The following is a 14,736-nucleotide window of genomic DNA, read 5'->3' as shown; positions in this document are numbered from 1 at the left end:
AAGAATATGATTTTAAATCAAAACTAACTATAAAATCAAAGGTAATATGCAGAGTTTTGGAGCAAGCAGGGAATTTATAAAAGATGATGAATTCGAGTGGGAAGTTGTTGGCAACGGCATAAAACGAAAAATAATGGGTTATGACGATACCATTATGATGGTAAATGTACTTTTCGAAAAAGAAGCTATCGGAACACTGCATGAACATTATCATTCGCAAGTGACGAATGTTGCCAAGGGAGTATTTGAAGTGACTATCAATGGCGTAACCAAAGTGATGAAAGAAGGCGATTGCTTTTATATTCCGCCTCACGCCATTCACGGTGTGCTTTGTCTGGAAGATGGTTTACTGATTGATGTTTTTAGCCCGATTCGAGAGGATTTTATGAAATAATTAAAGATTGGGTCGAAATTAGAATACTATTTTTGCAACATGAATTTATCTAAAACAAATGTCTTATTTATGGCGGCCTGTACTGGCCTTATAGTTGCCAATCTGTATTACTGTCAGCCTTTAATTATTTTAATTGCGAGCGAATTTAAAATTCCTGAAGCTAATGCTGGAACGATTACATATTTAACTCAGGCTGGATATGCTATAGGGTTGTTTTTTATGGTGCCTCTTGGCGATAAAATCGAACGTAAAAAGCAAATTATGATAACTACTTTTGCATCAGTGGTTGCTTTAATTATTGCAGCTTTAGCAAAAAGTTTCTTTATTCTGCAGATTGCGTCCCTGCTTATTGGAATCACGTCAATTGTGCCACAGCTTATTTTGCCTTTGGCAGCTTCTTTAAGCGCACCGGAACAACGCGGGAAAGTAGTGGGAACTATTATGAGCGGACTGCTGATAGGTATTTTACTTTCCAGAACTTTAAGTGGCTTTATAGGTCAGCTTTTTGGTTGGAGATCGATGTTTTGGATTGCTGCCGGAATTTGTCTAGTGATATTTTTTGTTATTAAAAATAAATTTCCTGTAAATAAACCGCAATTTCAGGGTTCATATGGACAATTAATTCAATCGCTTTTTACGCTGATAAAAACACAGCCTATTTTGCGGGAAGCGACTTTAATTAATGTGTTTTCTTTTGCGCAGTTTGGTGCTTTTTGGACAACGATGGTTTTGCTGCTTTCGGATAAACCGTTTCATTTTAATAGTGCTACTATTGGACTTTTTGGAATCGTTGGTGCTTCAGGAGCTTTAGCAGCACCAATAGTAGGAAGGCTAGGAGATAAAGAGAACTCTCGAATCGCCGTAGGCTACGGCTGTCTATTGCTTTTAATCAGTTTTATCGTCTACTACTTTTCTGGAGAAAATGTAATTGGAATAATCATCGGAATAATTGTCATGGATATCGGAATTCAAGGTGTCCATATTTCAAATCAAACCCGTGTGTATTCACTTTTGCCAGAAGCCAGAAACAGATTAAATACCGTGTTTATGTCGTTTAGTTTTCTAGGAACGGCTGCGGGCTCTGCTTACGGGTTATTATTGTGGAAATTGGGAGGGTGGCATGCCGTCACAATCGGCTGTGCTGTTTTGGCATTATTATCATTATTAGTTTACAGACTTACTTATAAACCCAATTCTAAAAAATAGAAAGGCAGATTACTATTGAATTAATTTGTAAATTTGCGCCTCAACAAAAAATAAACACAATGGAAAACGGAATATACGCTAAATTCAACACCGCAAAAGGATCGATTTTAGTAAAATTAACACACGATTTGACTCCTGGTACTGTAGGTAACTTTGTTGCTCTTGCAGAAGGAAATATGGAAAACAAAGTAAAACCTCAAGGACAAAAATTCTATGACGGATTGAATTTTCATAGAGTGATTCCTGATTTTATGATTCAGGGAGGATGTCCAAAAGGAACTGGTACTGGAGATCCAGGTTATAAATTTGATGATGAGTTTCACCCATCTTTGAAACATGATAAACCAGGAGTTTTAGCAATGGCTAATTCTGGTCCGGGTTCTAATGGTTCTCAATTTTACATCACTCACGTTCCAACTTCTTGGTTAGACAACAAGCATACTGTTTTTGGCCATGTAGTAGAAGGACAAGATGTAGTTGATGCAGTTGCGCAAGGTGATTCGCTAGATTCAGTAGAAATTGTCAGAGTAGGTGAAGAAGCTGAAAAATGGAATGCAATTGAGGCTTTTATTGGTTTAAAAGGAGCCCGCATGAAAAGAGAAGCCGCTGCAAAAGCAGAATCTGAAGCAAAAATGGAAGAATTAGCTGCTGGATTTGAAAAAACGGAAAGCGGTCTGCGTTACCAGTTTATCCAAAGAGGTTCTGGTAAAAAAGCTGAAAACGGTAAAACAGTTTCAGTACATTACACAGGACAATTACCTGATGGAAAAGTTTTTGATTCTTCTTATCCAAGAAAAAAACCAATCGAATTTCCATTAGGAAGAGGAAATGTTATTGAAGGATGGGACGAAGGTATAGCTTTGCTGCAAGTGGGAGATAAAGCCCGCTTTGTAATCCCATCTGATTTAGGATACGGACCAGCAGGAGCAGGCGGGGTTATTCCTCCAAATGCTATCTTGATTTTTGACGTAGAATTAATGGACGTTAAGTAATAAGCTATATTATTAGAAATACTAAATCCCAATTATCTTTTTGATATTGGGATTTTTTTATGGAATAAAGATAATTATTAATCGATGAAATTTTGTTCTGAAAACATAAAATCTGAAGAAATTGTAAATAACTATGCAATTATCAGTTAATTGAGAAAAATCTACGATTAAAGACGTGTTTTTTAATAATTTGAAAGATTAAACTGTAATTGTATTCAATTTATTGTTAAGTAATTTTTGTAATATTTGTTAATAATTATTACCTTTTTAACAAGATAACATGATGTTACACAATGTATTTAAGGTAAATTGGGTATTATATGTTATTCGATGAGGTGTCGTTTTAGGAAAAGGTATAAAATATAATTTTGTCGAAATTTAAATTTTCGAAGATGAAAACAAAATTATTTTTATTAGGATTATTAGTTTCTGCTATGACTGTGGCAGGACAAACAACCACCACTGCAGACAACAAGCCAGAAACTTGGTATTTTAAATTGGGAGGTTCATATTTTATGCAGACTGCGGCTACTGAATTTCCAATTGTTTCGGGTGCATTGCCAAACACAGATGTATATGCTGCAAATGGGACTACTTTAATTAGCAGAGAGACAAATCATGGTTCTTTTGGAGAAGGGTTTCGTACAGGTTTAAATGTAGGATACCGTTTTTCACCACGCTTAGGTGTTGAGATGGGATTTAATTATTTTACCAGCAAAAGCAAAACTATGGTTGAGACTGTAAATAGATTGGTTGCTCCAGGTCCAATTTTTGCAACTGGTACTGCTGAAGGCAAAATCACTGCTTTTGATTTAGCTCCTGCCGTTGTTTTATTTCTTGGTGAAACTAAAGGATTTGAGCCTTACACTAAAGTAGGGGTTATTGTTCCTGTTGTAGGAGATTTGACTATTGAAACAAAAAGAACTTACACAACACCTGCCGGAGCTGTAAATGCTTATGCAAAAGATGTAGTATTGCCAAATCCAACTGTGGGTTTTATGGCTGCTCTGGGAACTTCATACAAAGTAGGTAAAAACATTTCTCTTTTTGCTGAGATTGAATACCGTAATTTTACTGTACACGGAAAATCAAAAGAAACAAAAGAATATACAGAGAATGGTGTTGATAAATTGAATGTTCCTACATCATTTCGTCCGGATGCGTCTTATTCAGCAAGTCACGTAGATTATGTAGAGCAGCTAAACAGCGGTTCAAATCACTATTTGTTTAACCCTAATACAACTACTGCTAATATTTCTACCGATACAACAAGACCTAATGATGCAATGAACGATATCAGTTCTTATGTTGGAATCAGTGGTTTAGGTTTCACTTTCGGATTGAAATACAGTCTTTAATCGAATTTGGCTGAAGTATATTGAAGACCTTCTGAAAAGAGGGTCTTTTTTTTGGAATAAATTTGTTGAGAGCACAAATGCCCTAGCCCTGATGGAAGCGGCATCCTTTCCTGCGGGGGTTCCGCAGGAAAGATACAGCGGACAGCAGGAATAAGCTCCTGAACTTTTTTGAAAATAGTAATTAGCAATACATTTATAGCGAAAACTAATTTGGGAATGACGTTTGGTTGGTTTTTAATTTCTAAATTTGTACTCTAGTTTTAAGAATAAGCATTTAAACATTTAATAAAAAATAGTATGGCATTAGCAATAACAGATGCTACTTTTGATGAAGTAGTTTTGAAATCAGATAAACCGGTAATGGTAGATTTTTGGGCAGCATGGTGCGGGCCTTGTAGAATGGTTGGACCAATCATTGACGAACTAAGCAGCGAGTACGAAGGGAAAGTTGTTGTAGGGAAAGTTGATGTAGATGCAAACCAGGAATTTGCTGCAAAATATGGTGTTAGAAATATTCCAACAGTATTAGTTTTCCATAATGGAGAAGTAGTTGGAAAACAAGTTGGAGTAGCTCCAAAACAAACGTATGCAGATAGTTTAGATGCTTTATTGTAATCTAAACTGAAGTAAACAAAAAAGGTCTGGCGAAAGTCAGGCCTTTTTTTTGTGCTATAATTGTAATGTGAACGTAGTCTTTTCATTGATTTTTGAATCGACTGTAATTTCGCAGAAAATAGCTTTGGCCAAATCACGAATGAGATGCAGTCCTAAACCAGATTTAATTCCGACCACCTCGGTTTCATCATACAGTGCCTTAAATTGCTCCTGACTTGCACCTGGACCATTATCTGTAATGGATAAATATGATTTTCCGTTTTCCTGCCAGGCTTTCCAGACAATCGTTGGGTTTTGCGTAGTTGTAAAAACGTTTATCGCATTGCTGGTTAGATTTCGAACAATCGTTTTCAGGTAGTTTTCATCTGTAAAAATTTCAATATTATCCGGATTATGATATTCAAACTGGATATTTTGATATCCTGAAAAGACTTTTTTGGTATCTTCAAATAATTGGTTTACGGAAATATTTTTGGGCTGAGGCTTAAAATTTTCCATCTGGCCTTTACTCCACAATAAAATATCTTCCATGGAACAAAGCAGATTTTCGGCTCCTGAAATGGTTTTGTTCTGCATACGTTTCTTGGTTTCTTCGTCCAGTAATTCGGGGCTGTCTTTTTGCAGATGCAGAAAATGAATCAAATTAGCCACCGGACTTCGCAAATCATGATTTAAAATACTGAAAAAACGGGTTTTTATTTTGTTCGCTTTATCTAGTTCTTCATTTAAAATCTGCAGTTTGTCATTCAATTTTTTACGGTTTCGACTCTGATAAAATATCAGGATTCCAATGATACTCACTAAAAATATTCCAAGTAATAAAAACCATTTTTGCTTATTGGCATTGTTTATCTGAATGTTTTTAATCGCAATTTGCTGTTCTTTTTTGCCCGTTTCATATTTACGAAGCAAGTCTTCGGTGTTTTTTGCGATGTCTATTTTATTAATTGAATCTTTGGACACATCGGCATTCTTTTTGTGATAAAAAGCCTTCTTGTAATCTCCCTTGGCATCGTACAAATCAGCCAGATTTTCATGTGCAATATATAAATACTCCGGATCCTCGATTTCTTTGGCAAGAGCCAACGCTTCCTGATAATATTTCTCGGATAGATCGTATTTCTTTTGAATAAAATACAAATCGCCCAAGTTTCCACAAACCGTTTTCAGCGATTGAGTAGCTTCCAATTCTCTGGAAATTCCTTCAGACTTTTTTAAATATTTTTCTGCTTTGGCATAATCCTTTTCCTTTTGATATAATCTGCCGGCATTTGTCAGTAAATCGGTTTGAAGAAGTTTGTAATTATCTTTTTCAGCATAACCCAAACCTTTCTCATAATGAAGGATTGCCTCTTTATTTTTCTTTAAATCATCATATAAATTACCAATATTGTTTTCACAAATGGCCATTCCGGAGAAATTCTTTAAATCTGTTTCAATCTTAAGCGCTTTATTAAAGTACACTAAGGCTTCATCGTATTTTTTATAAAACTTAAGATTATTTCCAAGCTGGCTGTAAGGACTCGGTTTTAAAGGTTTTAATTTATTTTTCTCCTGATAATTAATCAGTTTTATCGAATATTCGGTAGCCTTTTCTCTATCTCCCATCTGCTCATAAACAACGCCAATATTGTTTAATGAATTTTGATAAATCTTTTTTGGAAGCTTATATTTTAAAATTATTTTATTGCATTCCAAAAAGTAATCCATCGCTTTTTGAGGCTTTTGATTGGTGTATTCAATGATACCTTTCATATTCACTACCTTATAAAAACCATTACCGAAATTGTATTTTTTCGACAATTTTTCCATCTGGGCGATGATCTTTTTGGCCTCATCTATTTTTCCTTCCTGAACCAATAAAAAAGCATACTGATTGAGAGCCAGAACATACGTGGTATCCTGAGGTTTTGTTTGCAGAAAAACGACCACAGAATCCATCGATTTTGGAACTTGGGCAAATAAAGATCCGGCAATAAAAAGGAGAGTAAGAATATATTTTTTCATGAAAACAGGTTTAGGTTTTCTTTGTAACTTCTTCCAACAGGAATTGCAATGTTATTGTTTAAAATAATTTCTGAAGTATTTATTTTCTGAATGAATTGCTTTTGAACCGCAAAACTTCTGTGAATCCGGATAAAAGATTGAAAATGGTTTTCTTTCAAAAGATTTCCGATACTTGATAAAACGCAATGTCTTTTTTTATCGGTAATTACAAGCGTATAATCTTTTAATGCTTCGAGGTATAAAATTTCATGAAGTTTGACCTTCGTCTGTTCGTGGCCTTCTTTTATATAAATGGTATCACCGCCAATACTGGCTTCAAAAAGTGAAGCTTTGAGTTTAATTTCCATAAATTCTTCAATTCGTTTTATGGTTTGTGTGAAGCGATCCAGTTTTAATGGTTTGACGATAAAATCCAGTGTGTCGATTTGAAAACTTTCAACGGCATGTTCCGGATGTGCTGTTATGAAAATGCAGACAGGAACCTCAAGTGCGGATTTTCGAAAATCAATTCCGCTCAATTTTGGCATATCAATGTCAAGAAACAGGATGTCTGTTTTTTCTTTTTCAATAAAAGGGATTGCTTCTTCCGCCGATTCAAAAACACCTAGAATGTTCAGGCTGGGAAATTTTTTTACAAAAGAAAGAACAGTCAGTCTGTCAATTTCGTCATCATCAATGATAATACAGTTGTAGGGTTTCATTTATATAAGTTGAATTTTTACAAATATAAGTATTTGATCTTCATTCGTCTATTTAAAGAGTCATTTATCTATTAGTGATTTTTTTAGAGTAAACGGTTGTACACCTTTGTAATGAAGTTATGTAACACAACTAATAATAGACCATAGAAATCATGAAAAACAGTAATACATTTTATAAAGTGATTATAATTTGCCTGATGGTATTTTCTTCCTGCAGCAAAGATGAAACATCCGAAATACAGCCGGAAACCCAGCCGGAAGCCCATCAAAATTTGCTATTGAAAATAACAGACAGTGATGGTCTTACAAGTACTTATAGCTATGACAGTAATAATCGTCTTGATAATTATAAACGAAATGGAAATGATTTTAATCCTGATTTGAATCAAAATTTAGTCTACAATGCAGATGGCACACTGCAAAAATTAGTGCAAGCCGATAATGGAGCCATAGTTACTGAATTCTTTTATGATGCCAATAAAAAAATCATAAAAAAAATTGGAAGAAGTGGTTTCGACACTTTCAAATATTCTTATAGTGGCAATGTTATTACCGAAGATTACCGATCTGCAACTACTGATGTCGGATGGAGACAAACATATACTTATGATGAGAATGGGAATATCATAGAATTAAAGTCTTACAATGATGCTACCGATGCTAATCCAGAGGGAACTTTTTCTGCGGTTATAAATTATACTTATGATGATAAAAAAAATGCTGCTTCTTCATTCCCGCAGGGATTCCTTTTTCCAAGTTCTGCAAATAACATTAAAACTGCTCAATACAATGGAGGAGGAATTGGCTCAAGCCAATATGAATACAATCTCGATGGTTATCCAACAAAAAGAACGGATAGTTTTACCCGAGTCTATGAATACAAACGTTTGTAAAACTTCAATTAATAATCTACTAAATATCTATGGTCATGAAAAACAAAGAAAAACATTTCTCAATTAACGTAAAAAACATCTTGTCTTATTTCTTGATTATTATGCTGAGCATTCTATCAATTTCATGTGATAAAGGTGATAGCGATGATAATGATAATAATAATTCTGGGCAGACACCGAGTGCCGGAACCGCAGCTATAATTCTGACAGCCGGCGGGCAGGAATTTAAAATAGCAGGGCCATGCGGCTGGGCAAATGCAGCAGGTGCAAATTATATTGGAGCCAATCAGTCCGACAATAATCTGCGAACGTTTTCTTCCTATTTTAATATCACTCAGCTTCCCGAAAAAACCACCACTTATACTTTGGTAGAAGACAGTTCTGATACCGACCCTGCTCACATTACAATGAATATTACTGAAATATCTGGTACAACTCTTATAGAATGGAGTTCCAAAAATACTTCAGGAAACCTAACACTTGTGGTCGATGGAAATAAAATAACCGCAGATCTTGCTGGCATTACTCTATATCCCCAAACCGACAGTGGTTTTTTTACAAATGGTAATACAGGAAATTTTGCCAATAATGGTGTTTTGACTGGGACATTGACATTTTACAGACAATAATTTTATAGACTTAAATTCATGAAAACACAAATAAATAAAATAGTCCTTTTACTTATGGCAGTATTTACTATCTCTTGTAGTAATAATGATTCTGATTCAGAAACACCCCATGAAATGAAAGCAAACAGAATTGTGAAAGAAATTAGTGAAAACACAACCAAAACGTTTGCTTATAACGATCAGAATCAACTTGTAAAAATTATCGAAATAGGAAAAATCGATGCTTTTGGAGTAACCCAATCTGTAAAAAATTATACTTATGAAAATGGAAAAGTTGTCCAGTCTCAGGAAGACTATACCGGATCAACTTCATTTACATTTAGATACATGTATGGATACGATTCTGAAGGAAGAGTATATTCAATGTATGTGCAAAAACGTGTTGGATCAGAGAATTATAATGATTTTACAGACATAGTGTTTGATTATACTACCCCTAATGTTATTAAGCTGAAAGACTGGAGAATGGATGGCAACACTAGTATAAGTGTGCTGGATGTAGTCAACGGAAACATCACAACAAATTCTGTTTATACCAATATTACCAACAATAATCCAAATGGTGTGTTGAACTATACTAGTCTATATTCTAATTACGATACAAAAAAATCCCCTTATGAATCTTTGCCATTGATATATAATTATCCTTATTCGTCGGCAAATAATTCAGGAAAATATGAATCTTCGGGTACTACAATCACCTATACTTATGAATATAATGCTGATGGTTATCCCGTCAAAAAAACAAGTTCTTTTGACAACAAGTCAATAATCTATGAATATGAACGTATCTAAAATTTAATCAAGATGAAAAATTTATTGCTTTTAGTTATAATAATACTTCTGGCTTCCTGCAAAAAAGAAGAAACAGCAACTATAAACGAAGCTGTTGAAAACATCAAAGAAAATACCGAGCTTATTGCCAAAGAAGGCTCTGGGAAAATTGTCCTAACCTGTAATGGTAAACAAATCATTGCAGAGGGTGTCTGTGGTGGCGTAATAACAATGGGAACTATGACTATTGCGGTAAAAGATAAAACCAATCCAGCGAAAGTTTTTACCATTAATTTTAATACTCCGGATTTTCCAGAAAGCGGGAAAGAATATTTGATATTCCCTAAAGATTACACTTTAGATAAAAATCCAGAAAATGAGATCGGAGTAAGTTTTATCGAAGGATTGCCTAATAATAAAATGAATGTTTGGGATGCAAAGCCAACGTCTGGAGAATTAGTTTTTACAGTTAATGGCAATGAAATTAAATGCAGGCTGAATGACATAAAACTGGAAGCCAGCAAAATGTATAATGCAGACGATTTACAAGGAGAAGGAACAGTTTCGGGAGAATTAAAACTATATAAAAACTAAAAGAAAATTATGAAAACACTAAAAACAATTATCGTCATAATTATATCATCTCTTTTCGTCATTTCATGCAGTAAAGATGATGAATCAACACCAGAACCGGCTAAGCCCACTTATTTGTTAACTAAAACTATTTTTGGAAGTTCGAATACTAATTACACTTATGATGCTGATAATAAATTAATTGTGCTGGAACAGATGAATCCTGCTTCTACAAATTATAAAACAGCATTCTTTTATAATTCAAATGGCAGACTTGAAGAAATATTTGATTCTTCGTCAGGAGGTCCTTTCCCTTCCTATAGTAAAACCAAGACAACTCATGTTTATGATGCTCAGAACAGGCTTATTGAGAGAAAGTTTTTTGAAAACTCGTATGATTTCCCATCGGTATTTAATTATGAAAAGAGTGATTTTTTTGAATATAACGGTAATTCCGTCATTCAAAAAACAATAAACAGCGGGAATTCATTACCAGGTAGAAGGGCAGTTTTTGAATTTAATACAGATGGTAATGTATCAAAATATACTATATACAGTCAGATTGATGCAAATAATCCGAATGGATTGATGGATACTTCGGTTGTATATGTGTATGACGATAAAATTAATGCAGAAACTTCTTTGTCGGCAGAACGTGCGTTTCCTTTCTTCAATAAAAATAACATAATAAAAATGACACAGACCAATTCGTCTGGTGATACAACAATAATCGATATTATTTATGAATATAACCAAGATGGCTATCCGATAAAACAAACTGTTGGTAAAAGTTCTATTACTTTAGAGTGGAAAAAAATATAAAAATGAATATAAAAAGTTTCGGTGCGAGTCTTCAATGCCCATAATCAGTAAGTACAAAGTTTTAAATTTCAGCAAAAAATGTGATTTTCTATTTAAATAAGTTTGGGTTAGTTAGAAAGGTTTGGCTTATGTCAGGCCTTTTTTAATTTTTTAATAATCATTCGAAAAGTATATCGATTCTGTTTTTTTGCCACAGATTAAAAAGATTCAGACAGATTTGATTCGTAAAATTTTAAAAAATCTGTGCTAATCTTTTTGATCTGTGGCTAATTTTATAGTTTGGTATTGATAATGGATAGTCATTTAATTTTTTAATCATTCAATCTTTTAATACTTTTGAAAGATGAAGATAGAATCACAGATAGAAAAAATATCCAGTTTTCAGCATTTGGAATTGCTGGCTAATCAAGTGGTGGAAGGTTTTATTTCGGGTATGCATAAAAGTCCGTTTCATGGGTTTTCGGCCGAGTTTGCCGAGCATAAGGTTTATAATACAGGAGAAAGCACCAAGCATATTGATTGGAAATTATTTGCCAAAACCGATCGTTTGTACACGAAGTGTTTTGAAGAAGAGACTAATTTAAGGTGTCATATTATTATAGACAATTCCTCGTCGATGCATTATCCCAAATTGAAAGAGAACCAGAAGTTTTACGAAAGCAAAATCGGTTTTTCAGTATTGGCGTCGGCGGTTTTAATGAATTTGTTGAAGAAACAGCGTGATGCCGTAGGTTTGAGTGTGTTTTCGGACAGTTATGAATATTATGCACCCGAAAAAGGAAGCGATCGTCATCACAGAATGATCTTGAATACTCTTGAAGGGCTTTTAGAAAGTCCAAAAGAGAAAAAAAGCACCGACACTATTACCTATTTACATCAAATTGCCGAGAAGATTCACCGTCGCTCGATGATTATATTGTTTACAGATATGTTTCAGTCCGAAAATGAGGAAGCACTTTTTAATGCTCTACAGCATCTCAAACACGATAAGCACAAAGTGGTTTTATTTCATGTTGTTGACAATGAAACAGAGCGAAAATTTGATTTTGACAATGCTCCGAGAAAGTTTATCGATGTTGAAACAGGAGACGAAGTAGTAATTTTTGCAGATAATGTGAAGCAGGAATATGAAAAACAGGTGGGCGATTACTTCAAAAAGCTGGCGTTGACCTGTGCTCAAAACAAAATAAAGTACATTCCGGTGGGGGTTGGCGAAAGTTTTGATAAAATTTTGACCGCATATTTAGTTGAAAAACAAAACTTTGGATAATCGAACTAAAAAAAAATTAAAATTCTCCAATAAAAGACTTGCGTAAACGGAAATCTATTGTATCTTTGCCACCGCAATAAAGCAGAGGTTTGGTAGTTCAGTTGGTTAGAATACATGCCTGTCACGCATGGGGTCGCGGGTTCGAGTCCCGTCCAGACCGCAATATTGGGGAAAGCCTTTCGTAACAGAAAGGCTTTTTTGTCCAAATACGGTATCTAAAGCTAGTTGTGTTGTTTTCTCGTTTAGAACGAGATCGGTTTGTAGTTAGACCAATGAAAAGCTTTCCAATGTTTCTGAATTTTTTCGGAATCTACGGATGGCTTTTTTGATTTTTAAGTAGTTACATTTTTTTTTGTTCTTGTGTTATAAAATAGTTGCGTAAACGAAAATCTATTGTATCTTTGCACTCGCAATAAAGCAGGGTTTGGTAGTTCAGTTGGTTAGAATACATGCCTGTCACGCATGGGGTCGCGGGTTCGAGTCCCGTCCAGACCGCAACATTGTTCAAGAGGCTTTCTAGATTTAGAAGGCCTCTTTTTTTTATGCATTACTTATATAAACCGATAAATTTCTAAACGTTAGAAATAGTTAAAATCCTTCTTCAGTATTTTCTAAATTGGGTTCTGTAAAATCATTTTCGCTTTTAGCAATAACAATTGTCGAAACACTGTTCCCTATGAGGTTTGTGATAGCCCTGGCTTCGCTCATAAATTTATCTATGCCTAATAAAAAAGCCAGCCCTTCCACAGGGATTTTATGAATTGCTGTCAAGGTCGATGCCATAACAATAAATCCGCTTCCTGTCACTCCTGCGGCTCCTTTTGATGTGATTATTAGAATGCTGATGATTCCTATAATTTCCCAAAAACTTAAATCGACATTATACAATTGGGCTAAAAAAATTACAGACATCGATAAATAAATTGAAGTGCCGTCCAAATTAAAAGAATAGCCCGTTGGAATCACCAATCCCACTACAGATTTACTGCATCCCAATTTTTCTAGTTTTAGCATAATAGAAGGCAGAGCTGATTCTGAAGAAGATGTTCCAAGAACCAGTAATATTTCTTCTCTAATATATTTCAATAAATCCAATATTTTAATTTTATAGTAGCGCAAAATCCCTCCAAGAACTATAAAAACAAACAAAAACATTGTCAAATAAACAGAAAGCATTAATTTTCCTAGAGGAATAAGTGTGGCTAATCCAAATTTCCCAATAGTATAAGCCATGCCTCCAAAAGCACCCAGCGGAGCGAGATACATCACGTATTTTAAACCCGTAAAAACTATTTTAGACAACCGTTCCAAGATAATAATAGCCCGCTCGCGGTGCTTATAGTGATTAAGGGCAATTCCAGCAATAATTGCCACAGCTAAAACCTGCAAAGTAAGATTGGATAAAAAGAATTGCAGCCACGAAAAATTTTCAGCAGCACCTTTTGTGTATTTACTGGCGTCCTGCAGTACTAATCCAGATTTGTCTATTATGCCAGGCTGCAAGATGTAGGCTACTGTAACTCCTATGACTAATGCCAATGTAGAAACTACTTCAAAATAGAATAAGGCTTTTAAGCCAATGCGTCCAACTTTTTTTAAATCCCCTATCCCGGAAATTCCTAAAACAATAGTTAGAAAAATAATTGGGGTAATAAAAAGTTTAATTATATCAACGAATATTTTCCCGAAAATTTCCATTTCGATTCCTTTTTCAGGAAAAAAATGACCCAATAAAACACCAGCGATTATCGCTGCAAGTACCCAAAAAGTAAAATTTAAAAAAATACGCTGTAGTATGTTTTTATTTTTTAAAGAAGTATTCAAAGTAGAATTATCCATGAAAGGTGTATTAGTTAACAAAAATAGAATAAAATATTAAAAACAAAATCGATAGGCGGTTCGTTCTGCTGCAGACATATTAAGGAGTAGATATAGTAGTGAAGTGTCAGGTGCTTGTTTGTTGTTCTGATTTTGATAGATCTTTTTTTGCAATTATATTTTTAAGAGCCAAAACCTGCTATCCGTTACAATCTCCCCGGCCGAATCCCGGCCAGGGAGGATTTCCACTGCACACGAGCGAAGCGAACTGGCGAAGCACAGGGCTAGGGCATTTGCGATTCATAACAAGAATTGTCCTTTTATATAATATCAAATACACGTCTAAATCATAGCTCCTCTCTCCTTTGGAGAGGGGTTGGGGGTGAGGTTTTGATATAATAATATAGTACTCCCTATCGGACTTCAGCATTATTCCATCAGTCTTAGAATTTAAATTCTCCATCTAAAGTCGGTATTTCTATGATTAATTTATATGAAACGTATAAATGATTTATATAAAAAGTATAAATTATTTATATAAAAAGTATAATTGTTTTATATAAAAAATACAATTAATTTATATAAAACGTATAATTAATTTATATAAAATGTATAATTTATTTATATAAAAAATACAATTAATTTATATAAAACGTATAAATAATTTATATAAAAAGTATAAAT

The 14,736-nt window shown here is 34.2% G+C and carries 14 protein-coding genes and 2 tRNA genes; 13 read left to right on the top strand and 3 right to left on the bottom strand.

Annotated elements, in window-relative coordinates:
- Positions 1–46 precede the first annotated feature (46 nt).
- From C8P67_RS18475 to trxA, 5 genes are all read left to right on the top strand, one after another.
- Complete coding sequence (locus tag C8P67_RS18475; protein ID WP_115814666.1) at positions 47–394, top strand: cupin domain-containing protein; 348 nt, start codon at positions 47–49, stop codon at positions 392–394.
- A 39-nt stretch (positions 395–433) separates the two neighbouring features.
- Positions 434–1,600, top strand: coding sequence for an MFS transporter (locus tag C8P67_RS18470; RefSeq protein ID WP_115814665.1), 1,167 nt, complete (start codon positions 434–436; stop codon positions 1,598–1,600).
- A 59-nt stretch (positions 1,601–1,659) separates the two neighbouring features.
- Positions 1,660–2,592 carry a peptidylprolyl isomerase gene (locus tag C8P67_RS18465; RefSeq protein WP_115814664.1) on the top strand — a complete coding sequence of 311 codons (933 nt, stop codon included), beginning with the start codon at positions 1,660–1,662 and terminating at the stop codon, positions 2,590–2,592.
- 392 nt (positions 2,593–2,984) lie between these two features.
- Positions 2,985–3,950, top strand: coding sequence for an outer membrane beta-barrel protein (locus C8P67_RS18460; RefSeq protein ID WP_115814663.1), 966 nt, complete (start codon positions 2,985–2,987; stop codon positions 3,948–3,950).
- Between the two features lie 297 nt (positions 3,951–4,247).
- Positions 4,248–4,565 carry a thioredoxin gene (trxA, locus tag C8P67_RS18450; RefSeq protein ID WP_007805142.1) on the top strand — a complete coding sequence of 106 codons (318 nt, stop codon included), beginning with the start codon at positions 4,248–4,250 and terminating at the stop codon, positions 4,563–4,565.
- 54 nt (positions 4,566–4,619) lie between these two features.
- Here trxA and C8P67_RS18445 read toward each other — a convergent pair whose 3' ends face one another.
- Together C8P67_RS18445 and C8P67_RS18440 are read right to left on the bottom strand one after the other, a co-directional pair.
- Positions 4,620–6,572: an ATP-binding protein gene (locus C8P67_RS18445; RefSeq protein WP_115814661.1), complete on the bottom strand. Its 1,953-nt coding sequence runs from the start codon at positions 6,570–6,572 to the stop codon at positions 4,620–4,622.
- Positions 6,569–7,273 (bottom strand): LytR/AlgR family response regulator transcription factor, encoded by a 705-nt coding sequence (locus tag C8P67_RS18440; RefSeq protein WP_115814660.1) that lies wholly within the window; start codon positions 7,271–7,273, stop codon positions 6,569–6,571. The genes C8P67_RS18445 and C8P67_RS18440 overlap by 4 nt, the downstream gene beginning before the upstream one ends.
- Positions 7,274–7,425: 152 nt before the next feature.
- Here C8P67_RS18440 and C8P67_RS18435 point away from each other — a divergent pair, with 152 nt between their 5' ends.
- From C8P67_RS18435 to C8P67_RS18400, 8 genes are all read left to right on the top strand, one after another.
- The gene (locus tag C8P67_RS18435; protein WP_147298256.1) at positions 7,426–8,166 is read left to right on the top strand and encodes an RHS repeat protein; all 741 of its coding nucleotides are present in this window, start codon (positions 7,426–7,428) and stop codon (positions 8,164–8,166) included.
- Between the two features lie 35 nt (positions 8,167–8,201).
- A complete protein-coding gene (locus C8P67_RS18430) occupies positions 8,202–8,795 on the top strand; it encodes a hypothetical protein (protein WP_147298255.1) in 594 nt (197 codons plus the stop codon).
- 18 nt (positions 8,796–8,813) lie between these two features.
- The gene (locus C8P67_RS18425; protein WP_115814657.1) at positions 8,814–9,590 is read left to right on the top strand and encodes a hypothetical protein; all 777 of its coding nucleotides are present in this window, start codon (positions 8,814–8,816) and stop codon (positions 9,588–9,590) included.
- Between the two features lie 12 nt (positions 9,591–9,602).
- On the top strand, positions 9,603–10,163 hold the full coding sequence (locus tag C8P67_RS18420) for a hypothetical protein (protein WP_115814656.1): 561 nt from the start codon (positions 9,603–9,605) through the stop codon (positions 10,161–10,163).
- A 9-nt stretch (positions 10,164–10,172) separates the two neighbouring features.
- Entirely contained in the window at positions 10,173–10,964 is a 792-nt protein-coding gene (locus C8P67_RS18415) for a hypothetical protein (protein WP_115814655.1), read from the top strand.
- Between the two features lie 343 nt (positions 10,965–11,307).
- Positions 11,308–12,234, top strand: a complete 927-nt coding sequence (locus tag C8P67_RS18410) for a DUF58 domain-containing protein (protein ID WP_115814654.1) — start codon at positions 11,308–11,310, stop codon at positions 12,232–12,234.
- Positions 12,235–12,320: 86 nt separating this feature from the next.
- Positions 12,321–12,394 (top strand) — tRNA-Asp (locus C8P67_RS18405).
- Positions 12,395–12,655: 261 nt separating this feature from the next.
- Positions 12,656–12,729: transfer RNA gene (locus C8P67_RS18400), tRNA-Asp, on the top strand.
- Positions 12,730–12,822: 93 nt separating this feature from the next.
- Here the strand turns inward: C8P67_RS18400 and C8P67_RS18395 are convergent.
- Positions 12,823–14,073, bottom strand: coding sequence for a cation:dicarboxylate symporter family transporter (locus C8P67_RS18395; protein WP_115814653.1), 1,251 nt, complete (start codon positions 14,071–14,073; stop codon positions 12,823–12,825).
- Positions 14,074–14,736 lie beyond the last annotated feature (663 nt).

The organism is Flavobacterium aquicola, from assembly GCF_003385115.1.
In the GTDB taxonomy this organism is placed as follows: Bacteria; Bacteroidota; Bacteroidia; order Flavobacteriales; family Flavobacteriaceae; genus Flavobacterium; species Flavobacterium aquicola.
The sequence above is the reverse complement of the archived record's forward strand: the minus strand, read 5'-3'. Positions and strand labels throughout refer to the sequence as shown.

Bases quoted from the DNA above. Each gene is read 5' to 3' on its own strand.
- C8P67_RS18475 (WP_115814666.1), top strand. From the start codon at position 47: ATGCAGAGTTTTGGAGCAAGCAGGGAATTTATAAAAGATGATGAATTC.
- C8P67_RS18470 (WP_115814665.1), top strand. From the start codon at position 434: ATGAATTTATCTAAAACAAATGTCTTATTTATGGCGGCCTGTACTGGC.
- C8P67_RS18465 (WP_115814664.1), top strand. From the start codon at position 1,660: ATGGAAAACGGAATATACGCTAAATTCAACACCGCAAAAGGATCGATT.
- C8P67_RS18460 (WP_115814663.1), top strand. From the start codon at position 2,985: ATGAAAACAAAATTATTTTTATTAGGATTATTAGTTTCTGCTATGACT.
- trxA (WP_007805142.1), top strand. From the start codon at position 4,248: ATGGCATTAGCAATAACAGATGCTACTTTTGATGAAGTAGTTTTGAAA.
- C8P67_RS18445 (WP_115814661.1), bottom strand. From the start codon at position 6,572: ATGAAAAAATATATTCTTACTCTCCTTTTTATTGCCGGATCTTTATTT.
- C8P67_RS18440 (WP_115814660.1), bottom strand. From the start codon at position 7,273: ATGAAACCCTACAACTGTATTATCATTGATGATGACGAAATTGACAGA.
- C8P67_RS18435 (WP_147298256.1), top strand. From the start codon at position 7,426: ATGAAAAACAGTAATACATTTTATAAAGTGATTATAATTTGCCTGATG.
- C8P67_RS18430 (WP_147298255.1), top strand. From the start codon at position 8,202: ATGAAAAACAAAGAAAAACATTTCTCAATTAACGTAAAAAACATCTTG.
- C8P67_RS18425 (WP_115814657.1), top strand. From the start codon at position 8,814: ATGAAAACACAAATAAATAAAATAGTCCTTTTACTTATGGCAGTATTT.
- C8P67_RS18420 (WP_115814656.1), top strand. From the start codon at position 9,603: ATGAAAAATTTATTGCTTTTAGTTATAATAATACTTCTGGCTTCCTGC.
- C8P67_RS18415 (WP_115814655.1), top strand. From the start codon at position 10,173: ATGAAAACACTAAAAACAATTATCGTCATAATTATATCATCTCTTTTC.
- C8P67_RS18410 (WP_115814654.1), top strand. From the start codon at position 11,308: ATGAAGATAGAATCACAGATAGAAAAAATATCCAGTTTTCAGCATTTG.
- C8P67_RS18395 (WP_115814653.1), bottom strand. From the start codon at position 14,073: ATGGATAATTCTACTTTGAATACTTCTTTAAAAAATAAAAACATACTA.